At 73.6% G+C, this 23857-nt stretch carries 21 protein-coding genes; 6 read left to right on the plus strand and 15 right to left on the minus strand.

The window, feature by feature from the left end; translation table 11 throughout:
* Window positions 1–31: 31 nt before the first annotated feature.
* On the minus strand, window positions 32–583 hold the full coding sequence (locus ACFO9I_RS21945) for an amino acid synthesis family protein (RefSeq protein WP_379184823.1): 552 nt from the start codon (window positions 581–583) through the stop codon (window positions 32–34).
* A complete protein-coding gene (locus ACFO9I_RS21950) occupies window positions 580–1200 on the minus strand; it encodes an amino acid synthesis family protein (protein WP_379184825.1) in 621 nt (206 codons plus the stop codon). Before ACFO9I_RS21950 ends, ACFO9I_RS21945 begins: the two co-directional genes overlap by 4 nt.
* Window positions 1201–1452: 252 nt before the next feature.
* Here ACFO9I_RS21950 and ACFO9I_RS21955 point away from each other — a divergent pair, with 252 nt between their 5' ends.
* From ACFO9I_RS21955 to ACFO9I_RS21970, 4 genes are all read left to right on the plus strand, one after another.
* Window positions 1453–1881 carry an ester cyclase gene (locus tag ACFO9I_RS21955; RefSeq protein ID WP_379184827.1) on the plus strand — a complete coding sequence of 143 codons (429 nt, stop codon included), beginning with the start codon at window positions 1453–1455 and terminating at the stop codon, window positions 1879–1881.
* Window positions 1882–1925: 44 nt separating this feature from the next.
* Window positions 1926–2429, plus strand: a complete 504-nt coding sequence (locus tag ACFO9I_RS21960) for a flavin reductase family protein (protein WP_379184829.1) — start codon at window positions 1926–1928, stop codon at window positions 2427–2429.
* Between the two features lie 44 nt (window positions 2430–2473).
* On the plus strand, window positions 2474–3130 hold the full coding sequence (locus tag ACFO9I_RS21965) for a GntR family transcriptional regulator (RefSeq protein ID WP_379184831.1): 657 nt from the start codon (window positions 2474–2476) through the stop codon (window positions 3128–3130).
* 61 nt (window positions 3131–3191) lie between these two features.
* The gene (locus tag ACFO9I_RS21970; RefSeq protein WP_379184833.1) at window positions 3192–4673 is read left to right on the plus strand and encodes an NAD-dependent succinate-semialdehyde dehydrogenase; all 1482 of its coding nucleotides are present in this window, start codon (window positions 3192–3194) and stop codon (window positions 4671–4673) included.
* A 32-nt stretch (window positions 4674–4705) separates the two neighbouring features.
* Here ACFO9I_RS21970 and ACFO9I_RS21975 read toward each other — a convergent pair whose 3' ends face one another.
* The 3 genes from ACFO9I_RS21975 to cysS are packed head-to-tail and all read right to left on the minus strand — an operon-like array spanning window position 4706 to window position 8700.
* On the minus strand, window positions 4706–6283 hold the full coding sequence (locus ACFO9I_RS21975; protein ID WP_379184835.1) for a metallophosphoesterase family protein: 1578 nt from the start codon (window positions 6281–6283) through the stop codon (window positions 4706–4708).
* Between the two features lie 38 nt (window positions 6284–6321).
* Entirely contained in the window at window positions 6322–7272 is a 951-nt protein-coding gene (gene rlmB / locus ACFO9I_RS21980) for a 23S rRNA (guanosine(2251)-2'-O)-methyltransferase RlmB (protein WP_379184837.1), read from the minus strand.
* Window positions 7273–7275: 3 nt separating this feature from the next.
* Entirely contained in the window at window positions 7276–8700 is a 1425-nt protein-coding gene (gene cysS / locus ACFO9I_RS21985; protein ID WP_379184839.1) for a cysteine--tRNA ligase, read from the minus strand.
* Window positions 8701–8794: 94 nt separating this feature from the next.
* Between cysS and ACFO9I_RS21990 the strand changes: the two genes are divergently transcribed.
* The gene (locus ACFO9I_RS21990; RefSeq protein ID WP_379184841.1) at window positions 8795–10075 is read left to right on the plus strand and encodes a peptidase C39 family protein; all 1281 of its coding nucleotides are present in this window, start codon (window positions 8795–8797) and stop codon (window positions 10073–10075) included.
* A 177-nt stretch (window positions 10076–10252) separates the two neighbouring features.
* Here the strand turns inward: ACFO9I_RS21990 and ACFO9I_RS21995 are convergent, their stop codons facing one another.
* Both ACFO9I_RS21995 and ACFO9I_RS22000 read right to left on the minus strand, forming a co-directional pair.
* Complete coding sequence (locus tag ACFO9I_RS21995; RefSeq protein WP_379184843.1) at window positions 10253–11023, minus strand: SDR family NAD(P)-dependent oxidoreductase; 771 nt, start codon at window positions 11021–11023, stop codon at window positions 10253–10255.
* On the minus strand, window positions 11020–12549 hold the full coding sequence (locus ACFO9I_RS22000; RefSeq protein ID WP_379185084.1) for a molybdopterin-dependent oxidoreductase: 1530 nt from the start codon (window positions 12547–12549) through the stop codon (window positions 11020–11022). Before ACFO9I_RS22000 ends, ACFO9I_RS21995 begins: the two co-directional genes overlap by 4 nt.
* Before the next feature lie 41 nt (window positions 12550–12590).
* Between ACFO9I_RS22000 and ispF the strand changes: the two genes are divergently transcribed.
* Window positions 12591–13079: a 2-C-methyl-D-erythritol 2,4-cyclodiphosphate synthase gene (ispF, locus tag ACFO9I_RS22005; protein ID WP_379184845.1), complete on the plus strand. Its 489-nt coding sequence runs from the start codon at window positions 12591–12593 to the stop codon at window positions 13077–13079.
* Between the two features lie 109 nt (window positions 13080–13188).
* Here the strand turns inward: ispF and ACFO9I_RS22010 are convergent, their stop codons facing one another.
* From ACFO9I_RS22010 to ACFO9I_RS22045, 8 genes are all read right to left on the minus strand, one after another.
* Window positions 13189–13980 carry a hypothetical protein gene (locus tag ACFO9I_RS22010; protein ID WP_379184847.1) on the minus strand — a complete coding sequence of 264 codons (792 nt, stop codon included), beginning with the start codon at window positions 13978–13980 and terminating at the stop codon, window positions 13189–13191.
* A gap of 34 nt (window positions 13981–14014) precedes the next feature.
* Window positions 14015–14686, minus strand: a complete 672-nt coding sequence (locus ACFO9I_RS22015; protein ID WP_379184848.1) for a sirohydrochlorin chelatase — start codon at window positions 14684–14686, stop codon at window positions 14015–14017.
* Window positions 14687–14724: 38 nt separating this feature from the next.
* Window positions 14725–15834 (minus strand): uroporphyrinogen-III synthase, encoded by a 1110-nt coding sequence (locus tag ACFO9I_RS22020; RefSeq protein ID WP_379184850.1) that lies wholly within the window; start codon window positions 15832–15834, stop codon window positions 14725–14727.
* On the minus strand, window positions 15831–16205 hold the full coding sequence (gene nirD, locus ACFO9I_RS22025; protein WP_379184852.1) for a nitrite reductase small subunit NirD: 375 nt from the start codon (window positions 16203–16205) through the stop codon (window positions 15831–15833). The genes ACFO9I_RS22020 and nirD overlap by 4 nt, the downstream gene beginning before the upstream one ends.
* On the minus strand, window positions 16202–18805 hold the full coding sequence (nirB, locus tag ACFO9I_RS22030; RefSeq protein WP_379184854.1) for a nitrite reductase large subunit NirB: 2604 nt from the start codon (window positions 18803–18805) through the stop codon (window positions 16202–16204). Before nirB ends, nirD begins: the two co-directional genes overlap by 4 nt.
* A 96-nt stretch (window positions 18806–18901) precedes the next feature.
* Window positions 18902–20326 carry an FAD-dependent oxidoreductase gene (locus tag ACFO9I_RS22035; protein ID WP_379184856.1) on the minus strand — a complete coding sequence of 475 codons (1425 nt, stop codon included), beginning with the start codon at window positions 20324–20326 and terminating at the stop codon, window positions 18902–18904.
* Window positions 20323–22392: a molybdopterin oxidoreductase family protein gene (locus ACFO9I_RS22040; RefSeq protein WP_379184857.1), complete on the minus strand. Its 2070-nt coding sequence runs from the start codon at window positions 22390–22392 to the stop codon at window positions 20323–20325. Before ACFO9I_RS22040 ends, ACFO9I_RS22035 begins: the two co-directional genes overlap by 4 nt.
* A 34-nt stretch (window positions 22393–22426) precedes the next feature.
* Window positions 22427–23854: an MFS transporter gene (locus ACFO9I_RS22045; protein ID WP_379184859.1), complete on the minus strand. Its 1428-nt coding sequence runs from the start codon at window positions 23852–23854 to the stop codon at window positions 22427–22429.
* Between the last annotated feature and the right edge of the window lie 3 nt (window positions 23855–23857).

Here is a 23857-nt window from a genome sequence, read left to right on the forward strand (position 1 = left end):
ACACGTCGCTCGTCCGGGTCGGGAAGACTGGTCACTGCTCGGTGGACAAGGCGGCCAGTCGCTGCTGCGGACGGCCCTGCGCCGCGGCGGCGAGCGCCACGACGATCTCGTCCTGGTGCGGCGCATCCGCGATCCGGACCTCGACGGTCTGGTGGTGCGAGCGGATCGTGGGGTCGGTGATGTGCTTGAGCGGGATGTCGAAGACCACGCCGGCCGGACCACGCTTCTCGACGGCGGGCAGCAGGGTGGTGGCGTCCGCAGCCTTGCGGAAGTGGTCACCGAACTTGAGCGTGTGGATCAGCGCCGAGCCGTGCTCGACCTCGCCGTCCAGCCCCACGATGGCCGCCTTCCCGTAGGCCTCGGCCGGCTGCTCCAGCGCGGCCAGCACCTGGGGTGCGAGCATCGCGCCCAGGTCGGACGCGGTCTCGTCGATACCGGGACCGAGGTCCTCGACGAACCCCTGCCCGGCCCACGGGTTCTCGATCACCGCGGCGACCACGGCGATCCGGGCCGGCGGCCAGACCTCCCGGCCCCCCTCGGTGCGGATCTCCTCGACGACGGTGACGATCTTGCGCACCTTCATGACAGAACACTCTCCAAGCTCTTGACGGTGATGACCGGATCGGTGGCGCGGTCCCCGATCCGCGGATGGGGCCTCGGCCCGGTGGAGGCGGCCGCCACGACCACGATCTCGTCGGCGCGCGGAGCGTCCGGGACGCGGGTGCTGACGGTCTGGTAGTGGCTGCGGGTGGCGGCGTGCGTCTTGTGCCACAGCGGGACGACGAGCGGCTGCCCGGCCTCCGCGCGGGCGTCCGCGAAGCAGATGATCGACTCGCCCTCGAGGAACTCGCGCATCAGGTTGCCGAAGTACGGCGTGTGGATCAGCGCGCCGCCGTGCTCGATCTCTCCGGCATTGCCGACAATGGCCGCCTTGCCGAAGGCCTCGATCTGCGCGACGCCTCCGAGCGCGTGGATGAGCCGGTCGGTGAGCAGCCTGGCGAGCGCGGGGGCGATCCGGGCCACCTCCTCGGACAGGTCACGCGACGGGCCGGTGCGCACCCAGGGGTTGCGCACCACGGCAGCCGCGCTGGCCTGCTGCGCCGGCCGCGCCGGCCGGGCGCCCGCCTCGGTCACCAGGGTCTCCCGGTAGACGACCAGCTTGCGGAGGCCGGCGATGGCTGAATGCTGGGTCTCTTGCATGCAACAGGACGATAGACCGCACTCTTGTATCGGTCAACCCATCACCGACAATCGGTTCTGACTGCCACCGAGGCACGTCCTCTCGCCGCCCTCAGATCGCCACATTCACGCTGCAGAATGGGTAGATCCAGCCGTCAGCGTCCATCTCGGACAGAGAACCCGACCTGGACCCATTGACATCGGCCGGTGGCATGCCTAACGTCTTCTTGTATGCAACAGAGTGTTCAACGGAGCGAGGCCGAGGAGGGCCTGATGACCGAGCAGGACGAGCGCCGGAGCCGGATCGAACGAGCCTGGGCAGCCGCGTGGGACCGAGGTGAGGTCGACGCCCTCGACGAGCTCCTGAGCGCGGACTACCAGCGCTGGAGCAGCGACCCCACGCCACAGGACCTCGCCGAGTTCAAGGCGTCGATCGTCTCCACCCGGACCGCCTTCCCCGACCTCGTGACCACGCTCGACGAGGTGCTGGTCGAGGGCGACCGGGCCGCGGTCCGCTGGCACAGCGACGGCACCCACGAGCACTCCTTCCTGGGCGTGCCGGCCACCAAGCGCCGGGTCACGGTCAGCGGGGCGACCTTCGCGCGCTTCGAGGACGACCGGGTCGTGGAAGAGTTCGTCACCTGGGACCCCCGGGCGCTGCTGACCGCCCTCGGCATCATCACCGTCGGCCAGGACCGGTGATCACGATGAGCACGAGCGCACCCGTCACGACAAGGAGCGAAGCGATGGCCACCAGCCCGACGCAGCCAGACCTGGACCTGATGAAGCAGGTCAACCGGCAGTTCGTCACCGGAGTCACGGTAGTCACGACGATGGACGACGACGTGGCCCGCGGCCTCGCGGTCAACGCCTTCTCCAGCATCTCGCTCGACCCGGCGACGGTGATGGTCTGCGTCCAGCGCACGTCGTCCACCCACGACTGCCTCTACCGTGCGCAGCACCTGGCGATCAACATCCTCTCGACCGACCAGCTCGACGTCGTCACCAGGTTCGCGTCGAAGTCGACCGACAAGTTCGCCGGCCTCGACTGGGCGCCCGGACCCTTCGGGAGCCCCTTGCTCGAGCGCAGCAGCGCCCAGATGGAGGTCGAGATCCGGGAGCGCCTCCAGGCGAGCACCCACACGGTGTTCATCTGCCGCGTCGTCCACGCCGCGTGCACCGATCGACACCCCATGGTCTACAGCGCCGGGCGGTTCTTCGACGGCGGCGCCCTGGCGCCGCTGGCATGATGCTCACCTCGGACGGCGCGATGAGGAGGAACACTGTGGCGGGCGTGAACGGGGCCGGCCCCGGCTCGATCCAGGGTCGGGTGATCGGCGAGATGCGTCGCCGCATCATCGCGGGCGAGATCGAGCCCGGAGTGAACCTGTCCGAGCTGGCGCTCGCCGACGAGTTCGGCGTCAGCCGCACCCCGGTGCGCGAGGCGCTCAAGCAGCTGCAGACCGAGGGCCTCGTCGAGATCCGGCCCCGGGTCGGCACGTTCGTCACCAGCCCGTCGCGCCGCGAGATCACCGAGCTCTTCGAGATGAAGGAGCTGCTCGAGGGCGCCGCGGCCAGGCTGCTGGCCCAGCGCGGCCGCGTGCCGGAGATCGACCAGCTCGAGGAGAACCTCAGACAGGCCGATCGTGCCGTGGCCCGAGACGACCGCGACCGCGTGGCTGAGCTCGTGCAGGAGTTCCACGACCTGCTGATCCTCGGCGCCGACAACAGCAAGCTCGAGGCGCACTATCGGACCCTGATGAACCAGCTCGCCTACTCCCGGCTGGTCGCCACCTCCCTCAACCAGCCGGGTCGACCGGTGCAGTCCGACCGCGAGCACCACCACGTGCTCGAGCTCATCATCGCCAAGGACGGCGACAGTGCCGAGCGGGTCATGCGAGAGCACGTCCGCGCCTCCCGGCGAGCGCTGCTCGCCGGCCTTCAGTCCTGAACCCCAGCTGACCATCGCCCCAGGCAGGCTGTTGCCCGCCTGGTCCTCGAAAGGCGCCCTCATGCCGCTCACGCATGCCCTCGACCACACGATCCGCGACCTCGAACCCGCCCGAGCGCTGCTCATCGACGGCAGCTGGAAGCCTGCGTCGACGACCTTCGACGTCCAGGACCCGGGCACCGGGCACGTGATCGCGGCGGTCGCCGACGGATCCGCCGCGGACGCACGCTCATCCGTGGACGCCGCGGACGCGGCCTGGGCGACGTGGCGTACCACCGCACCGCGGGTGCGCGCGGACGTCCTGCGCGGCGCGTACGAACGGATGCTGGAGGACTGCGACCGCCTGGCCGCGCTCGTCATGGCCGAGAACGGCAAGTGCGAGGCGGACGCCCGCGGCGAGATCGCCTACGCGGCCGAGTTCTTCCGCTGGTTCGCCGAGGAGGCGGTCCGCGCCGGCGGTGGGTACGGCGAGTCCCCCGCCGGTGGGACGCGCACGATCATCACCCACCGCCCGGTCGGGGTGGCGGCCCTCGTCACCCCCTGGAACTTCCCGGCCGCCATGGTGACCCGCAAGATCGCGCCGGCCCTCGCCGCCGGCTGCACTGTCGTGCTCAAGCCGGCGGAGGAGACTCCCCTGACCGCGATGGCGATCGCCCGGCTCCTCGAGGACGCAGGCGCGCCCCCCGGGGTCGTGAACCTGGTTCCCACCGCCGACGCACCCGCCGTCGTCTCGACCTGGCTCTCGGACCCACGGGTCCGCAAGATCTCCTTCACCGGCTCCACCCATGTCGGACGCCTGCTGCTCCGACAGGCCGCGGACCGCGTGGTCAACGCCTCGATGGAGCTGGGCGGCAACGCACCGTTCATCGTTACCGAGGACGCCGACCTCGACGCCGCTGTCGACGGAGCCCTGCTGGCCAAGTTCCGCAACGGAGGTCAGGCGTGCACGGCCGCCAACAGGTTCCTGGTGCACCGGGCGGTCGTGGACGAGTTCACCGCCCGTTTCGGGTCCGCCGTCGAGAGGCTGCGCACCGCCCCCGCGAGCGACCCGCTGGCCCAGGTCGGCCCGGTCATCTCCGAGTCCGCAGCCACGCGCATCGAACGCCTGGTGGCCGATGCGGTGGACGCGGGGGCCAGGGTGTCCCACCGCGGTCAGCTCGCGGCTGGCCTGACCGGCCACTTCGTCGCCCCCCTGGTCGTCCGCGACGTCCACCCCGACGCCGCCCTCGTCCGCGAGGAGATCTTCGGGCCCGTCGCGCCGATCGTCGCCTGCGCATCGGACGACGAGATCCTCCGGGTCGCGAACGACTCGGAGGCCGGCCTCGCCGCCTACGTCTACACCGGCGACCTGCGACGCTCGATGCGCATCGCGGAGGAGCTCGAGGCCGGCATGGTCGGCATCCACCGGGGGCTCGTGTCGGACCCGGCCGCACCCTTCGGAGGGGTCAAGCAGAGCGGTCTCGGTCGGGAAGGCGCCCGCGAGGGCATGCTGGAGTACACCGAGACCCAGTACTTCTCGGTGGACTGGCCGAGCCGGCCCTGACCTGACGGGCCCGGATCGGGGCGCACCGAGCCCTAGTCGCTGCTCGTCCCGGCGGGGGGACGGTTCCCGGCCAGCTGCGTGGACCGGTCCTCGGCCAGGTGCAGGGGCACGTAGTCACGCACGTGGAAGACCCCGTCGGTCTGGAGCACCACCGGCTGGACGCCCACGGGCCGACCGTCGCGGTAGGTGACCAGCGTGAGCTCGGCCTCCCGCCGGGGCTTGCTGCCCACGGCGATGGCGTACGCCGCCCCGCCGGTCGTGCCGTTGGTGTAGGAGTAGCCGACCTGGCCGCCCTCGCCCACCACCCGGACGGGACCGACCTGGACGTGCAGGTGTCCGGCGAGCACCAGGTCGACGCAGCCGCGCTCCAGCGCGTCCTGGCCGAGGTCGGCGTCGTGCACCAGCAGGGTCGTGACCCGCTCCGGCGCGGCGCACGCGACGTCGGCGAGACGGCTGCCGACCTCGTCGAAGCTGAGCCCGGACTCGTCGCGCCAGTCACCGAGACCGCTCGACCGCGGGTCGTCGAGGCCGAGCAGGGTCGTGCCCGCCGGGCCCGGGACGACCGTGCCGTCGAGCATCGTCCACCCGTGCTCGTCGAGGTAGCGGCTCACGAACGTGCCGTGGTCGTGGTTGCCGGCGATGCCCCAGCGGTCGAGGTCCTCGAAGGCGGCGGTCACCGAGTCCAACGAGAAGGCCTCCCAGCTGTTGCCGGTCGAGGTGTCGTCACCGGCGTCGAAGACCGCGGTCGCACCGCCGGTGTCGGCCACCGCCCGGGCGACCTTGTCCATGCCGATGTTGTCGTGCCGGTCGGAGAGGAGCGCGACCACGGTCTCGCCCTCGCCGGGCTGACGCAGGTCCAGGTCGGCGGCCTGCTCGGCCGCCCGGGTGTAGAACGTCTTGCTCTTGTCGTAGGTGGAGATCGCGCTCTCGATCAACCGCCGGGTCTGCGTGGTGGTGACGTCACCGCGCACCTCCACCCCGTCCACCTCGGCGGGCAGGTGCACCTCCGGCCCGACGAACTGCGCCAGCGGCATCCAGGACCGCGTCGCGTCGATGCTGTCGTCGTCGCTCCCCCAGGGCTGCCACACCAGCAGCACGAGCAGCACCCCCAGGAGGCAGGAGAGCGCGCCCTGGGGGCTGCGGGTCCGGGTGAGGAGGTGCCGACGCCGCTGCGCCCCGAGCAGCAGCCACACCAGGATCGGCAGCAGCCCCACGACCGCGCCCCGCAGCGCGGCGGCGTACGCCATGTCCGCCAGCGCGTCCTTGACCTTGGCGATCTGGCCCTCGGGCTGGCTGGCGATGTAGGCGTAGCGCTGCACCAGCGCCTCGGTCGAGGCCGCGTCGGTCTTGCCGAGCCGGATGTCGACCCCGAGCCGGTTGCCCGAGTCGACCCGGAAGTCCGGGACCACCGGACCGGTGTGCAGCACCACGTGGCCGTCGAGGTCGGGCCGGATCACGGCGTCGTGGCTGGCCAGCACGATCGAGCGGCTGCTCAGCAGGAAGAAGACAGTCCCGGCGACGAACGCCAGCACCACCCACACCGCGACGAAGGCGAGGACCTTCGAGGCGAGGGTGGTGTGCCGCAGGACGCGCCCCCGACCCCGCCCCACGGGCGGAGTCTCGGGCGCTTCCCCCTCGGGCGTCACGGTCAGGCGCGCGCCCGTGCGATCGCGTAGAGCGTGACCGAGGCGGCGACGCCGGCGTTCAGGGACTCGAGCTGGTTGGCCATCGGGATCGAGACCAGCTGGTCGCAGGTCTCCGAGACCAGGCGGCCCAGGCCCTTGCCCTCGGAGCCCACCACGACCACCAGCGGCCCGTCGGCGAGGTCGAGGTCGGGCAGTGCCACGTCGCCGTCGGCGGCGAGGCCGACGACCATGCAGCCCGCGTCCTGGTAGGCCTTGAGCTGGCGGACCAGGTTGACGGTCTGCGCGATCGGCACCCGTGCGGCCGCGCCGGCGCTGGTCTTCCAGGCCGCGGCGGTCATGCCGGCGGCGCGACGCTCGGGGATCAGCACGCCGTGCGCGCCGAACCCGGCCGCCGAGCGGACGATCGCGCCGAGGTTGCGCGGGTCGGTGACGGAGTCGAGGGCCACGATCAGCGGCGGCTCGCCGAGCTCGGCCGCCCGGTCCAGGAGGTCGTCGGGGTGGGCGTACTCGTACGACGGGAGCCGGGCGGCCAGGCCCTGGTGGACGGCGCCACCGGTCAGCCGGTCCATCTCGGTGCGGCTGACCTCGGCCAGGCTGAGACCGCGCTCGGCGGCGAGCTTGAACGCCTCGCGCAGCCGGCCGTCGCGCTCGGCGCCCTCGGCGACGTACAGCCCGGTGACGGGCACGCCCTCGCGGAGCACCTCGACGACCGAGTTGCGGCCCGCCACCCACTCGGCGTCGGTGGAGCCGGTCGTGCGCCGCTTGGGCCGCGCCTGCGCCGCCTTGTCGAGCTTCTGGCGCTGCTTGTAGACCTTGTGGTTGGGCCGGTCCTGGGCCTTGGGCGTGGGGCCCTTGCCCTCGAGACCGCGGCGGACGCGACCGCCCGAGCCGGCGGTGGGGTTGCCCTTGCCGGTCTTCTTGATCGCGCCCTTGCGCTGGGAGTTCCCTGCCATGAGTTACTTGCCTGCTTCCAGTGACCACTTGGGGCCGGTGGGGGTGTCCTCGATCTCGATGCCGGCCGCCTTGATCCGGTCCCGGATCGCGTCGGCGGTCGTGAAGTCCTTGTTGGCGCGGGCCTCGGCGCGCTGCTCGAGCAGGCCGGCCACGAGGGCGTCGACGACCTCGGTCAGCCGGCCGTCGCGGGCCGAGTCCGCACCGGCCCACGCGGCGTCGTACGGCGAGAGGCCGAGGACGTCGAGCATCGCGAGCACCGAGGCGGCGTTGCCGCGCAGTGCGGGCGAGTCACCGGCCGCGAGCAGCTTGTTGCCCTCGCGGACCACGTCGTGGATCGCCGCGACGGCGGCCGGGGTGCCGAGGTCGTCGTCCATCGCCGCGACGAACTCCGCGCACGCGATCCCGTCGGCGGGGATCTCCCCGACCGTCTCGGCGGCGCGCTGGAGGAAGCCCTCGATCCGCCGGAAGCCGACGGCTGCCTCCTCGAGCGCCTCGAAGCTGAACTCCACGTGGCTGCGGTAGTGCGCGGCGACGAGGTAGTAGCGCAGCTCGATGCCGCGGAACTTCGTGAGCACCGCCGGGATCGTCAGGGAGTTCCCGAGGGACTTGCTCATCTTCTCCCCGGCGGTGGTGATCCAGGCGTTGTGCATCCAGTACGACGCGAACGGGTGCCCCGCGGCGCGCGACTGGGCCTGCTCGTTCTCGTGGTGCGGGAAGCGCAGGTCGACGCCGCCGCCGTGGATGTCGAAGGCGGTGCCGAGGTACTTGCCGGCCATCGCGGAGCACTCGATGTGCCAGCCCGGCCGGCCGGGACCCCAGGGGGAGGGCCAGGCGGCCGTCTCCGGTTCCTTCTCCTTCTTCCAGCCCTTCCACAGCGCGAAGTCGCGCGGGTCGCGCTTGCCGCGCGGGTCGGCGTCCTCCGCGGCCTCCATGTCGTCGATGCGCTGGTGGGTCAGCTCGCCGTACTGCGGCCAGGAGCGCACGTCGAAGTAGACGTCGCCCGAGCCGTCCTCCGCGGCGTACGCGTGTCCCTTGGCGATGAGGGTCGAGATCAGCTCGACCATCTCGGGGACGTGGCCGGTCGCGGCGGGCTCGTAGGTCGGCGGCGCGACGTTCAGCGCGGCGTACGCCTTGTCGAGCTCGCGGTGCATCGCGTAGGCGAGGTTGTACCAGGGCCGGCCCTGGTCGGCGGCCTTGGTGAGGATCTTGTCGTCGATGTCGGTGACGTTGCGGATGAACGTCACGTCGTAGCCGAGGTGGCGCAGCCAGCGCTGCAGCACGTCGAAGTTGACCCCGGAGCGGACGTGGCCGACGTGCGGCTCGCTCTGCACGGTCAGGCCACACACGTAGAGACCCGCCTTCCCCTCCTCGAGGGGGACGAAGTCACGGACTTCGCGGGTCGCGGTGTCGTACAGCCTGAAGGTCACCGGGCAAGTCTAGGAGTTGAGCGGTGCTCGACCCGCATCGCCGGAATCTGTGACTGCTGGGACGAAAGTGACTTGCCGCACCTATCGTGGTCGGGTGCGGACACCCCTCCTCCCGATGCTGGCCGCCTGCCTGGCGCTGCCGGCCCTGTCCGGGCTCACCGCCTCCGCTCCGGCGACCGCGACACCCGCGGCTCCTGCCGCCGGGCACGCCCCGCCGCGGCTGGTCGACCACACCTCGTGGGACACCGGCGCGCAGCTGCGCGCCGGCACCGTCTCCGGGGTGCGGGTGGCGCGGCAGCAGGTGGTGCTCGACGCCCCCACCGCGCAGCGGCGCTACGCCGGCCGGGAGTACGACGTGGGCACCTGGGTCTCGCCCTGGCGCTCCCCCGGCTTCGACCCGACCCAGCTGGTCGCCTCGTGGTCGGCCACGACGCCGGGCGACAGCTGGATCGAGGTGCAGGTGCGCGGCGAGGTCCGGGACGGCACCCTGTCGTCGTGGGACGTGGTGGGCCGCTGGACGTCCGGGGACCGGTTCACGCAACGCACCAGCGTGTCCGGCCAGGCCGACGACGTCGCCTCGGTCGACGTGGACACCTGGGTCGTGCACCCGGGCGCCGACGTCACGGGCTACCAGCTGCGGGTGAGGTTGATGCGGCGTGTCGGCGCCACCACCGCCGGCCCCTCGCTCGACGCGATCGGGGCGATGGCCTCCGACGTCCCGACGGACGGCCGTGACGTGACCACGTCGGCACCCGGGCCCGGCCGCGGGATCGTGCTCGACGTGCCGCGCTCCTCCCAGATGAAGCACAGCGGCCACTACCCGCGCTGGGGTGGCGGCGGCGAGGCGTGGTGCTCGCCGACGTCGACCTCGATGGTGCTGGGCTACTACGACGCGCTGCCCCCGGCCTCCAGCTACGGCTGGGTCCCGGCCGGGCACGTCGACCCGTGGGTCGACGCGGCCGCGCGGGCGACGTACGACGCCTCCTACGACGGCACCGGCAACTGGCCGTTCAACACCGCGTACGCCGCCCCGCTGGCGGGCCACGCGTTCGTGACCCGGCTGCGGTCGCTGCGCGAGGCGGAGTCGTTCATCGCTGCGGGGATCCCGCTGGTGGCGTCGATCTCCTTCGGCAGCGGAGACCTGAGCGGCGCCCCCATCACGTCGTCCAACGGCCACCTGGTCGTGATCGTCGGCTTCCGCAAGGACGGCGACGTGGTCGTCAACGACCCGGCCGCGGCCAGCCGTGCCGGCGTACGACGCACCTACGACCGCGGGCAGTTCGAGAACGCCTGGCTCCCCCGTTCGGGCGGCCTGGTCTACGTCATCCACGACGACGCGCACCCGCTGCCGGGAGGCACGCACAGCAACTGGTGACAGCCCGGCCGCGAGTCGGTCAGCGACGAGCTTGCGCCGACTCGACCCCTTCTGGCGCCGAGCTTGCGCCGACTCGACCCCTTCTGGCGCCGAGCTTGCGCCGACTCGACCCCTTCTGGCGCCGAGCTTGCGCCGACTCGACCCCTTCTGGCGCCGAGCTTGCGCCGACTCGACCGGTCAGACGCCGTAGCCGCCGTCGACGTCGAGCTTCTGGCCGGAGATGAACCCGGCCCGGTCCGAGGCGAGGAAGCAGACCGCCTCGGCGACGTCGGTGGCGTTGCCGAAGCGGCCGAGCGGGATGCTGCGGCGGGCCGCCTCGAGGGCGTCGGGCGAGAGGTCCCCCGCGGAGATCAGCCGGGCGGCCGTGCCGTCGGTGAGCATCCCGGGGCCGACGGCGTTCACCCGGACGCCGAACCGGCCCTCCTCCGCGGCGAGCGCCCGGACCAGCGTCTCGACCGCGGCCTTGGGGGCGGCGGACAGCCCGTCGCGAGCCGGGTAGCGGGTCGTGGCCGCTGTCGTGACCGCCACGACCGACCCCTGGCTGTGCCGCAGGTGCGGCAGCGCCGGCTGCACCACGCTGAAGAAGCCCGCGGCGTCGGCGGCCAGCTGGGCGGCCATCGTCGGAGGCGCCACCGCCGAGAGGTGGGCCATCGGCGCGTGCGGTCCGGCCGCGTGCACGAGCGTGTGCAGCCCGCCGTACTCCTCGGCGACCGCGGTGACCACGTCGCCGGCGGCCTCGTCGAGGCCGAGGTCGAGCTCGTGCGCCGACGCCCGCACGCCCCACTCGCGGGCGGACGCGGCGGCCGCCTCACCGGCCTCCTTGCGGGTGCGGTAGGTCAGCGCCACGTGCGACCCGCGGCGGGCCAGCATGCGCACGATCGCCACCCCGAGGCCACCGCTGCCCCCGACGACGAGGGCGGCGCCGGGGCGCCTGGCGAAGTCGTTCACGACCCACGCACCGAGAAGTCGACCGAGTGCCAGCCGGTCGCGCCGTCGGGCAGCACGTCGCGCTCCACGCCGGTCTGGACGAGGCCGTCGCGGTCGGTCGCGCGGACCCGCACCACGTGGTCGCCCGCCTCGAGCGGCACCGACGCCACCCACTGCACCCATGCGTCGCTGGTGGACGGTCGCGACACCTCGGCCGGCTGCCAGTCGCCACCGTCGACGGCGACCTCCACCCGCTCGATGCCGATGTGCTGCGCCCACGCGACCCCGCCGACGCGCACCGTCCCGGGGTCCACCTCGTCACCGGAGCGGGGCACGTCGATGCGCGAGGAGATCTTCACCGGGCCGCGCTCCCCCCAGCCACGTCGGGTCCAGTACGCCGAGATCTCGTCGAACCTCGTCACCTTCATGTCCACCACCCATTTGCAGGCAGAGACGTACCCGTAGAGGCCCGGGACAATCGTGCGCACCGGGAAGCCGTGGTCGATGGGCAGCGGCTCGCCGTTCATCGCGACGGCCAGCATCGCCTTGCGCCCGTCGGTCAGCGTGTCCAGGGGGGTCCCGCAGCTCCAGCCGTCGTCGGAGGTCTGCAGCACCGCGTCGGCGCCGTCCTGCACGCCGGCCTCGGCGAGCAGGTCCGCGAGGCGTACGCCGCTCCACCAGGCGTTCCCGATCAGCGGGCCGCCGACGGGGTTCGAGACGCAGTTCAGGGTGATCCAGCCCTCGGTGATCCGGCGCGCGACCAGGTCGTCGTAGGTGAGCACGACCTCCCGGTCGACCATGCCGTGGATGCGCAGCTGCCAGTCGGTGGGCTCGATCGCCGGCACGACGATCGCGGTGTGGATCCGGTAGAAGTCGTCGGCGGAGGTCATCCACGGGGAGATGCCGTCCAGGTCGAGCGTGGCCCGCGCGGGCACGATCGGCTGGCTGACGCCGGGGAGCCGGAGCAGGCGCCGGGTCTCCTCGACGTGCCGGCGCCCACGGCCCACGACCCGGCCGACCATCGCGAGCGCGACGGCGGCGGCGGCCATCAGTCCGGCCCCGGCCAGGAAGGCGCGTCGGCTGCGCACCGCGCCCCCGGTCCGCTCGTCCACGGGCGCCTCCTCGACCCGTCGCAGCGGGGCGGTGAGCAGCCACAGGCACAGCAGCCAGGTCACGAAGCCGAGCACCACCGGCAGCACGTCGACGGCGGTCGCGCCGCGCTGCACCGACACCGCGACCACGCCGACCGCGGCGAGCGGCACGAGCACCAGCAGCGGCGCCCACCAGGAGCGCCGGGCCAGCGCCCCGGCCCACGCGAACAGCAGCCCGCACAGCACCAGCACGACGCCGACCAGGATCGGCTTGTCCTTCGTGCCGACGACCGAGATCGCCTTCTCCGCCAGCGGTCCCGGGGTGATCCGGATGACCAGCTCGGCCACGGCCACCACCGGGGAGTCGCGGATCGTCATCGCCATCGCGACGAAGTAGCTGGTCGCGAGGCCCGCGAAGCCGGCGACCACCCCGGCCGTCGGCCAGGCACCACGCATCGTCCTCACGCACACGATTGTGGCTCAGGCATGATGCGGGCGTGCCTTACAGCCCTCTTACCGTCCGCGTCGGCATCGGCACCGACGTCCACCGGCTCGCCGACGGCGTACCCATGCACCTCGCCGGCCTCGCCTGGCCCGACGAGCCCCAGGGCCTGGAGGGGCACTCCGACGCGGACGTCGCCGCGCACGCCGCCTGCGACGCGCTGCTGTCCGCCGCGGGGCTGGGCGACCTCGGCTCGAACTTCGGCACCGCCGAGCCGGAGTGGGCGGGCGCCTCGGGAGCCGCCCTGCTCGGTGAGACGGTGCGCCGCGTGCGCGCGGCCGGCTTCGAGGTCGGCAACGTCGCGGTGCAGGTGATCGGCAACCGCCCGCGGCTGGGTCCCCGCAAGGCCGAGGCGGAGCGGGTCCTGAGCGAGGTCGTGGGTGCCCCGGTGTCGCTGTCCGCGACGACCTCCGACGGCCTCGGGCTCACCGGCCGCGGCGAGGGCGTCGCCGCGGTCGCGACCGCGCTGGTGGCGCGGGTCTGAGCAATCTGCCCCGCCGGGCCCGCGAGCACGGCATCATCGCGTCGGGCGTCCGCGCGGGGTCGAGCAAGCGGCTCCCCGTGCCCGACCGCTCGGCGGCGGTGGCGGCGACTCAGCGTCGTCGCCACCAACGCCGGCCACGGGTGGCTGCCGGCCACAGCTGGTCCATGCTGGCGACGAGCAGCACCACGCCGCTGACGACGTTGCCGGGCTGCGGGCACCGCGGGTGGGTGGCCAGGTCGAGGCAGAGGTCCGCCGTCATGCCCACCGAGCGCACCCGCACCACGTGGAAGGACTGCCCGGTCAGGGTGTTGGTGCGGGTGCCGGAGTGCAGGACCGTCCCCGCCAGCCGGCCGTGACCCGTCGTGCCGGCGTCGTCGGCGAACAGGCCGTAGGAGAAGAAGGACTCCGCGCCCACGCGCGCCGTCGACTCCCCTGCCGGCCCCGCACCGTCGGGCGGCAGCAGCAGGCTCTGTGGGGCCCGCGCGAACGCGCAGGCGTCCTCGTGCACGGTCACGTCGGTCCCGAGCGCGGTGATCGCGGCCCGCCCGGACGCGTGGCCCGGTGTCAGGAACCTCGCCTGCAGCAGCTCGCACGCCGCGCGCGTGGCCAGCGAGCCGTCCTCGTCGACGAGGTCGGCCGCCACGACGGCGCCGGTCAGCGCGGTGACGCCGGCGAGCCGGGCGCCGGTCTCGCCGGCGCACGACGCGGTGACGTCGACGATCCCTCGCTGGTCGCTGCCCGACACCGTGAGCCTGGCACCCGACATGTCGGTCCAGGTGAAGGTCTCGAGGTCGTCGGCGCAGCCGCGCAGGACCGCGTCGTCCGCGATCCGGGCGAGCAGGTCCAGCAGCTCGTCGAGGTCGGCGACGGCCATGCCCACACACCCGAGTTCGGTGGCCATGCCACTCATTGTCGACCCGCGGCGGTGCCTCGCGTCAGGCAGCCACTCTGCGGACACGACCGAGGAACCGCTCTGCCACGAGGTCGGCGACACACTCCTGCACGCCGATGACCTCGGCCACCGTGTCCGCCCCCGCCGCGAGGCCCTCCGCGCGGGCCCTGCGGGCGAAGAACCCGGGCGACAGCAGGTACGGCGAGACCGCGACGCCCGGCCGCACGACGTCGGCCGGGCGCCGCCCCCGACCGGACAGGGTGGCCACCTCGACCGGCCCCGCCCACATCTCGCCCAGCAGCCGCCGGGCCTCCTCGAGGTCCGCGTCGGCGGCCGGGTCGGTGGAGCCCGCGGCGACCAGCACCACCGGCTGGCCGGGCCGGGCGCCCGCCTCGACGAGCCGGGTGGCCTGTGCGACGGCCAGCACCGGGTCCGGCCCGAGCGGCGGGGCCAGGCTCACCGGGTGCCGGGCGCCGGCGAGGGCCGCGGGCAGGTCGTGGCGCACGTGGTGGCCGGTCGAGAGCAGCAGCGGGACCACGACCGTCGGGCCCGTGGCCGCGGCGATGACCGAGGCGAACGACGGCGCGCACAGCTCGACGTACGACGCCACGCCGGGCACGTCGAGCCCCCGGGCGCAGCGCTGGGTGAGGGCCCGCGCCACCTTGTTGCCGGGGGCGTGGCGGGTGCCGTGGGCGACGGTGACCAGGGTCGGCATGGGTGACCTCCGCGGGACGAGGGGGACGGCGTCGGGCGTCACGCGACCACCAGGCGGTAGCCGCGCTTGACGACGGTCTGGACGAGGCGGGTGCCGATCGCGGCCCGGAGCCGGGCGACGGCCATCTCCACCGCGTGCTCGGAGCCGGCCTGGCCGCTGGGCAGCGCCGCGAGCAGCTCGGGCCGGGAGACGACGTGCCCGGGGTTGACCGCGAGCGCCTGCAGCACCGCGAGGGGTGCCGCGGAGAGCCGCACGTCGACCCCGTCGAGGAGGATCCGCTCGCCGTGCAGGAGCAGCTGGTGGCCGGCGACGTCGAGGGCGGTGCCGCAGCGTCGGGCGGGCAGCTCGGTCTCCATCAGCTTGACCATCGCGGCCAGCCGCGAGCGCTCGGGGCGGATCGAGGGCACGCCCCACAGCTCGAACGCGGCCGCGGTCACCGGGCCCACGCAGGTGGCGACCACGTCGGCCTGGAACGCGGCGGCCACCTCGTCGCGGCGCCCGGTCACGCCGGCGGCGGACATCAGGGCCGCCACGGCCGGCGCGGAGGTGAACGTGACGGCGTCGAGCTTGCGCTCGGCCACCAGGTCGACCATCCGGAACATCGGTGCCGGGTCCTCGGCGCCCTCGACCCGGTAGACCGTCACCACGGTGACGTCCGCACCCTGGCGGCGCAGGGCGTGCGCCACCATGGACAGCGACTGGCCGTGCTCCTGCACGACGATCCGCCGGCCGGTGAGGTCGCGGCCGCGCAGGTGGGCGAGCACGTCCTCGAAGCACTCCGATTCGGGGGACCACAGCTCGCGCAGCCCCTGGCGGCGCAGCGCCCCCACGCTCTTGGGCCCCCGGGCGAGGATCTCGGCCGCGCCGATCGCGGCCAACAGCTCCCCGAGCATCCCCCAGCGCTCGGCCGCGTCGAACCACGCCTTCATCCCGATCCCGGTGGTGGCCAGGAACATGTCGACCGGCCGGTCCAGCACCTCGCGGGTCGCCGCGCGCAGCTCGGCGTCGTCGACGTGGTTGGGGTCCTGGGACAGCGCCGGCGCCCACTCGACCCGCGCCCCGCGCCGCTCGAGCAGCGCCACCTGCTCCTCGACCTTGCGGGACGCGGTCACCCCCACCGTGAACCCGTCGAGGGGGCCGCCGGTCATGCGCCGTCCAGCTTCCGGTGGCCGACCAGGACCACGCCCTCCACGACGCACACGTCGTACGCCGGCACCGAGACGTGCTCGTCGTCGAGGCACCTGCCGCTGCGCAGGTCGAAGGCGTGCTTGTGCATCGGGGAGGCCACGAACGGGACGTCGCCGCGGGTGCCGACGATCCCGCGGGCCAGCACCGAGGCCTTCGCGAACGGGTCGTGGTTGCCCAGCGCGTAGACGGTGTCGTCGTGGGTGCGGAAGATCGCGATCGCCTGGCCGTGCACGAGCGCGGTGGCGCCGCGCTCGACCTCGAGCTCGGCGACCCGGCAGACCGGCTGCCAGTCGTCGGTACCGCAGTCGTGGATCAGGCTCTCGGACGTCATGGCGCTCCCACGGGGATCGTGGCACCGAGCACGACCGGCTGGTCGGAGACCTCCGGCCGGATCTGGCCGCGCTCGGTGCCGAAGGAGATGTTGGGGTCGGGGGTGCCGGGTGCGTTCACGAACGACACGAACCGGGCCAGCTTCTCGGGGTCCTCCACGGTCGCCCGCCACTCGTCGAAGTAGGACCCGACGTGGCGCGCCATCGCCTCCTCGAGCTCGGCGCCGAGGCCGAGGGAGTCGTCGACCACCACCGCGCGGACCCGGTCCAGGCCCCCGTCGAGGGAGTCGATCCAGGCCGCGGTGCGCTGCAGCCGGTCGGCGGTGCGGACGTAGTACATGAGGAACCGGTCGAGGTAGCGGACCAGGGTGTCGGTGTCGAGGTCGCCGGCCAGCAGCCGGGCGTGGGCGGGGTTGGCGCCGCCGTTGCCGCCGACGTACAGGTTCCAGCCCTTCTCGGTCGCGATCACGCCGAAGTCCTTGGCGCGCGCCTCCGCGCACTCGCGGGCGCACCCGGACACGCCGCCCTTGAGCTTGTGCGGCGAGCGCAGGCCGCGGTAGCGCAGCTCGAGCTGGATCGCGAGGCCGGTGGAGTCCTGGACGCCGTAGCGGCACCAGGTCGAGCCCACGCAGGACTTCACCGTGCGCAGCGACTTGCCGTAGGCGTGGCCGGACTCGAAGCCCGCGTCCACCAGCCGGCGCCAGATCGCGGGCAGCTCCTCGACGCGAGCGCCGAACAGGTCGATGCGCTGGCCGCCGGTGATCTTGGTGTACAGACCGAAGTCGCGGGCGACCTCGCCGATCACGATCAGCTTCTCCGGCGTGATCTCGCCGCCCGGGATCCGCGGGACCACGGAGTAGGTGCCGTTGCGCTGGATGTTGGCGAGGTAGGTGTCGTTGGTGTCCTGCAGCGGCGCGGTCTCCGCGGCCAGCACGTGGCCGTTGAACTGGCTGGCCAGGATGCTCGCGATCGCGGGCTTGCAGACGTCACAGCCACGGCCGCGGCCGTGCGCCTCGACGATGTCGTCGAAGCGGCGGTAGCCGTGCACCGCGACGAGGTCGAAGAGCTCCTGGCGGGTCAGCGCGAAGTGCTCGCACAGCCCCTTGTCGACGACCTTCCCGACGGCGGCGAAGTGGTCCTCGATGATGCTCTTGACGACCGGCACGCAGGAGCCGCAGGTGGAGCCGGCGCGCGTGCACCTCTTGACGCACGCGGCGTCCTCGCAGGCGTGACCCTCCCCCGTCGGGTCGGCCGAGACCGCGGAGAGGATGTCGCCCTTGCTCACGTCGTTGCAGGAGCAGACCTGCGCCTCGTCGGGCATCGCGGCCACGCCCGTCGACGCGCCGGCCCGGGTGGCCGGGAGGATCAGCTCCTCGGGGTTGGCCGGCAGCGTGATGCCGCTGGCGACCATCGGGCGCAGCACGCCGTACGCCGAGGCGTCGCCGACCAGGATCCCGCCCAGGAGGACGGTGCCGTCACCTGACTCGTCCGGAGCGACGACGAGCTTCTTGTAGACCCCGGCGACCGCGTCGGCGAAGACCAGCTCGAGGGCGCCCTCGGTGGTGGCGAACGCGTCGCCGAACGACGCCACGTCGACGCCGAGCAGCTTGAGCTTGGTGGACATGTCGGCGCCGGTGAACGTGCCCGGCCCGTCGAGCAGCGCGTCGACGACGACCTCGGCCATCGCGTAGCCGGGGGCGACCAGGCCGTACATCCGCCCGCCCGGGGCGGCGCACTCGCCGATCGCGAAGACCCGGTCGTCGGAGGTGCGGCACTGCTCGTCGACGAGCACGCCGCCCCGCTCTGCGACGTCCAGCCCGGCGTCGCGGGCCAGCTGGTCGCGCGGCCGGATGCCGGCGGAGAACACCACGAGGTCGGTCTCGATGGTCCCCTCCGCGGTCTCGAGGGCCCGGACCCGGTCCCCGCCGGTGATCGCCTTCGTGGCCGCACCGGTGTGCACGCGCACGCCGAGCTTCTCGATGTGGCGCACCAGGGCGGTGCCGGCGCCCTCGTCGAGCTGCACCGGCATCAGCCGGGGCGCCATCTCGACCACGTGCGTCTCCAGGCCGAGCTGGACCAGCGCGTTGGCCGCCTCCAGGCCGAGCAGCCCGCCACCGATCACGACGCCCCGCGTCGCCGTGATCGAGGCGGTTCGGATCGCCTCGAGGTCCTCGATGGTGCGGTAGACGAAGCAGCCGTCGAGGTCGCGGCCCTCCACCGGGGGCACGAACGGCGCCGCCCCCGTCGCCAGCACCAGCGCGTCGTAGGCGAGCACCTCGTCGTCGGCTCCGTCGCGACCCAGCGTGACCGTGCGGGCCGCGCGGTCCAGCCCGGTCACCGTGGTGCCGAGCACCAGGCGCACCCGCGGGTCGTCGTAGGAGCCCTCGGGGAGCAACGAGAGCTCCTCGGCGCCGGCCGCGGAGAAGAAGGACGTGAGGGCGACCCGGTCGTAGGCCGGGCGGGGCTCCTCGCCCACGACGACCACGTCGTAGGTCTCGGTGAGCCCGCGCTCGACTGCGGCCTGCACGAAGCGGTGGCCGACCATGCCGTGACCGGCCACGACCAGCGTCTTGCGGCGCCGGTTCGTCGGGAGGTGCGTCATGGGAGTGTCCCTTCCTGGTGCGTCGACGGTAGGCCGACTGTGTTGAGGTGCTGTTTCGGCGTGTAACAGCCGTGAAAACGGTTGGTCGGAGGCTGCTCAGACCCCCGCCGGGGTCGCGTCCAGCAGGCGGCGCACGACGGGCTCGCACCCGCCGCAGCCGGTGGTCGCGCGGGTGCTGCTGCGGACCTGGTCGAGGCCGGTGCAGGACCGGACCCGGCCGGCGGTCACCCCCGCGCAGGCGCACACCTCGACGTCGTCGTCGATCTCCGGCGGGGTGGCCGCACCCTCGACCGGCTCGGGGGCGAGCAGCTGACCCGGCTCGTGGGGGCCGAGGACGGTGCGCCGGTCGTAGTGCTGGGTGATCTGCCCGACCCGGGAGAGGTCGCCCACCAGCGCGGCGGCCACGACCACCCCGTCCCGGACGACGAGGCGGCGGTGGCTGCCGACCAGCGGGTTGGTCATCTCGACCACCTCGCCGTCGGTCCGCTCGGGGTCCCCGAGGACGGCCACGTCGAGGCCGGTGGCCCGCAGCCGCGCGACGGTGCGCGACGCGGCGTACTCATGCGTGCCGCCGGTGAGCAGGCCGGCGAGCACCTCCGCCTGCTCCCAGGCGGGCGGCACGAAGCCGGTGGTGACGCCGCGCCGCTCGGCGCAGTCGCCGATGGCGTGGATGCGCTCGTCGGTGACCGACGCGAGCCGGCCGTCGACGACGACGCCACGGCGGACCAGCAGTCCGGCCCGGCGGGCCAGCGCCGTGGACGGGCGGCCGCCCGCGGTCAGCACGACGAGGTCGGTCTCGAGCGTGAACCCGTTGTCGAGGACGAGCCCGCAGGTCGGGCCTGCCTCGACGAGCCGGACCGCACGGGTGCCGGTGTAGACCTCGGTGCCGAGGCGGCGCAGGTCGCGGGCCAGGACGCGGCCGCCCGGGGCGCCGAGCTGCCGGGAGAGCAGGTGCTCGGTCCCCTCGACCACCTCGGTCGCCAGGCCGCGCACGGTCAAGGCGCGGGCGACCTGCAGCCCGAGCAGGCCGCCGCCGACCACGACGGCGCGCATCCCCGACGGTCGCGCCGGTCCGGACGCGACGGCCGCGTCCAGCCGCTCGCAGTCCGCGAGGCTGCGGAACGCGTGCACGCGCGGGTGCAGCCGGCCGTCCATCCGGACCAGGCCGCGGATCGGGGGCAGCGTGGGGATGCTGCCGGTGGCCAGCACCAGCCGGTCGTAGGCGACGCGCTCGCCGTCGACCAGCATCACCTCGCGGCGGTCGCGGTCGATCTCGAGGACCCGGCAGCCGAGCCGCAGGTCGACCCGGTGGCGGTCGTACGCCGCCGGGTCGGCGAGCTCGATCGCGTCGCGCGCGTGGGTGCCCTCGAGCACGGCGCTGAGCAGGATCCGGTTGTACGCCGGCGTCGGCTCGTCGCCCAGGACGGTGACGTGACCGGCGTACCCCCGCGCGAGGAGCTCCTCGACCAGCCGGGTGGCGGCCATCCCGTTGCCGACCACCACGAGCCGTTCGCGGGTCACGCCGGCACCACCGTCGCGGCGCACACCTTGAACTCCGGCATCCGGCTGGCGGGGTCGAGCGCGTCGTTGGTGAGCCGGTTGGCGCCGACCCAGTGGAACGGGACGAAGACGGTGTCCGGGCGGATGCTCGCCACGACCCGGGCCGGCGCGGTCATCTCGCCACGGCGGGTGGCGATGCGGACCGGGTCGCCCTCCCCCGCGCCGATCCGGGCGGCCAGGCTCGGGTGCAGCTCGACGTACGGGCCCTCGTCGGGCAGGGCGCGGACCCGCCGGGTCTGGGCGCCGGACTGGTACTGCGCGAGCACGCGGCCGGTGGTCAGGTGCACCGGGTAGTCGGCGCAGGGCGGCTCGGCGGGGCCGCGGTGCGCGACGGCGTGGAACACCGCCCGGCCGTCGGGGGTGGCGAAGCGGTCGAGGAACATCCGCGGGGTGCCCGGGTGGTCCTCCCCGTCGGTGGTGGCCGGGCAGGGCCAGAACACGCCCTGCTCCTCACGGATCCGCGCGTAGGTGATGCCGGAGTAGTCCGCCCGGCCGCCGGCGGAGGCGCGCCCGAGCTCCTCGAAGACCTCTTCGGGGTCGGTGGCGAACGGCACCGGCGCGCCCAGCCGCTCGGCCAGGCCCTGCATGGCCTCGAGGTCGGTGCGCACCCCGGCCGGCGGGGTGACGGCCCGCTGGCGGAGGACCACCCGGCCCTCGAGGTTGGTGAGGGTGCCGGTCTCCTCGGCCCACTGGGTCACCGGCAGCACGACGTCGGCGAGCGCAGCGGTCTCGGACAGCACCACGTCGGCGACGACGAGCAGGTCGAGGGACTCGAGCCGGCGGGTGACGTGGGTGGCGTTGGGGGCGGAGACCACGATGTTGGAGCCGAGGACGAGCAGCGCCTTGGGCCCCGCGTCGGTGCCGAGCGCGTCGAGCAGCTCGTACGCCGACCGGCCCTTCCCCGGCAGCGACTCCGCGGGCACGCCCCACACGCCGGCGACGTGGGCCCGGGCGGCCGGGTCGTCGATCATCCGGTAGCCGGGGAGCTGGTCGGCCTTCTGTCCGTGCTCGCGGCCGCCCTGGCCGTTGCCCTGGCCGGTGAGGCAGCCGTAGCCGGCGTACGGCGTGCCGCACTGTCCCAGCGCGAGCGCGACGTTGATCCACGCGAGCACCGTGTCGGTGCCCTGGGCGTGCTGCTCGGCGCCGCGCGCGGTCAGCACCATGACCCGGTCGGCCCCGGCGAGCAGGTCGGCGAGCGCGCGCAGCTCGGCGACCTCGACGCCGGTGGTGCGCTCGACCCGCTCGGGCCACCAGGCGGCGACCGAGCGGCGCACCTGCTCGAAGCCGGTGGTGCGCGCGGCGACGTACGCCTCGTCGACGTGCCCGCCCGCGACCAGGAGGTGCAGCACGCCCAGGGCGAGCGCGAGGTCGGTGCCGGGCACCGGCTGCACGAGCAGGTCGGCCCGGGCGGCGGTCGGCGTGTGCCGAGGGTCGACGACCACGACCCGGCCGCCGCGGGCCCGCAGGGCGTCGAGGTGGCGGGCGGCCGGCGGCATCGTCTCGGCGAGGTTCGACCCGACCAGGACCACCACGTCGGCCTGCTCGAGGTCGGCCAGCGGGAACGGCAGCCCGCGGTCCAGGCCGAACGCCCGGGTGCCCGCGGTGGCGGCCGAGGACATGCACCAGCGGCCGTTGTAGTCGATCTGGCTGGTGCCGAGGGCGACCCGCGCGAGCTTGCCGAGCTGGTAGGCCTTCTCGTTGGTGAGCCCGCCGCCGCCGAAGACCGCCACCGTGTCGGGGCCGTGGTCCTCGCGCAGGGCGGCGAGCCGGCCGGCGACCAGGTCGAGCGCCTCGTCCCAGGAGGCCGGCCGCAGCTCGCCGGTGGCCCGGTCGCGCAGCAGCGGCGTGGTGAGCCGCTCACGGTTGCCGTAGAGGCCCGCGGCGTTCCAGCCCTTGCGGCACAGCGCCCCCTCGTTGACCGGGAACTCCGGCCACGCGGTGACCTCCGGCGTCCGGCCGCCGGCGCCGGACCGGCCCAGCCGCATGCCGCACTGCAGGGAGCAGTAGGGGCAGTGGGTGTCGGTCATCGGAGCTCCTCGTGAGGGTGCGGGTGGTCGCCGGTCAGATGCGGGCGTCGGCGAGCCCGGCGACCCGGGCCACCGAGGCCCGGCGGACGTAGACCGCCCAGGTGACCGCCAGGCACAGGGCGTAGAAGAGCGTGAAGACGACCAGCGAGCTGCGGACGGCGGCGACCGGGTCGTCGATCCAGGGAGCGCCGAACGCGAGCGGGATCAGGAAGCCCCCGACCGCGCCGACCGCGGAGGCGATGCCGATGACCGCGGAGGACTGCCGGGTGTCGCCCTTCCAGATCGCCGGGATCATCCGGAACGTCGAGCCGTTGCCGATGCCGGTGGCGGCGAACACGAAGAGGAAGGCGACCAGGAACCAGGGGAACATCGCGGTGTTGCCGGTGGCGATCGCCGGGTCCGAGGTCGGGTTCGGGGTGAGCTGCGCGAGCGTGGCCAGCACCGCCAGGGTGCCGAGGATCATCGCCCCGAAAGTGGCCAGGGTGACCCGGGCGCCGCCGTACCTGTCGGCGAGCCAGCCGCCGAGCGGCCGGGTGACCGAGCCGACGAGCGCGCCGAGGAAGGCGTAGTAGGCGAAGTTGATGCCGGTGCCGGCGGGCAGCGGGGTGGGCACGTAGAACTCGAGCTTGATCAGCAGCGGCAGCGCGGCGGAGTAGCCGATGAACGAGCCGAAGGTGCCGATGTAGAGCAGCGCCACCACCCACGTGTGCCGGTGCTTGACGACCACCGCGACGTCGCGGGCGTTGGAGCGGGCCGCGGACAGGTTGTCCATGAAGAGGAACGCCATGACCGCGGCGACGACCGCGAGGCCGGCGTACAGGTAGCCCGCGCGCTCGAGGTGGATCCCGCCGCTGCTGGCCGCCACCAGCCCGAAGAGGCCGGCCCCGCCCACCACGACCGGCAGCCCCAGCTGCAGCACGGCGACGCCGATGTTGCCGCCGGCGGCGTTCAGCCCGAGGGCGAGCCCCTTGCGCTTGGCCGGGTAGAAGAAGTTGATGTTCGCCATGCTGGAGGCGAAGTTGCCGCCGCCGACACCGGCGGTGGCGGAGATCAGCACGAAGGCCCAGTACGGCGTGCCCGGGTCCTGCACCGCGACCGCGAACAGCAGCGTCGGGACGAGGAGCAGCAGCGCGCTGGCCACGGTCCAGTTGCGACCGCCGAACCTCGGCACCGCGAAGGTGTAGGGCAGCCGCAGCAGCGACCCGACGAGGTTCGGGACGGCGACCAGGAAGAAGAGCTGCGACACCGAGAACTCGAAGCCCATCTTGGCCAGCAGCGCGGCGCTCACGCTCCAGAACAGCCACACCGAGAAGCCGAGGTGCTCGGCCAGGATCGACCAGGTCAGGTTGCGCCGGGCGACGGCCTTCCCACCTCCCTCCCAGAAGTCGGGGTCCTCGGGTCGCCAGTCGTCGATCCAGCGGCCGGTGCGGTGGCCGGGGGTGGCGGCGTCGGTCACGGACATGGG

Origin of the sequence: Nocardioides sp. GCM10023255 (assembly GCF_042653125.1) — a bacterium.
Classification (GTDB): Bacteria; Actinomycetota; Actinomycetes; order Propionibacteriales; family Nocardioidaceae; genus Nocardioides.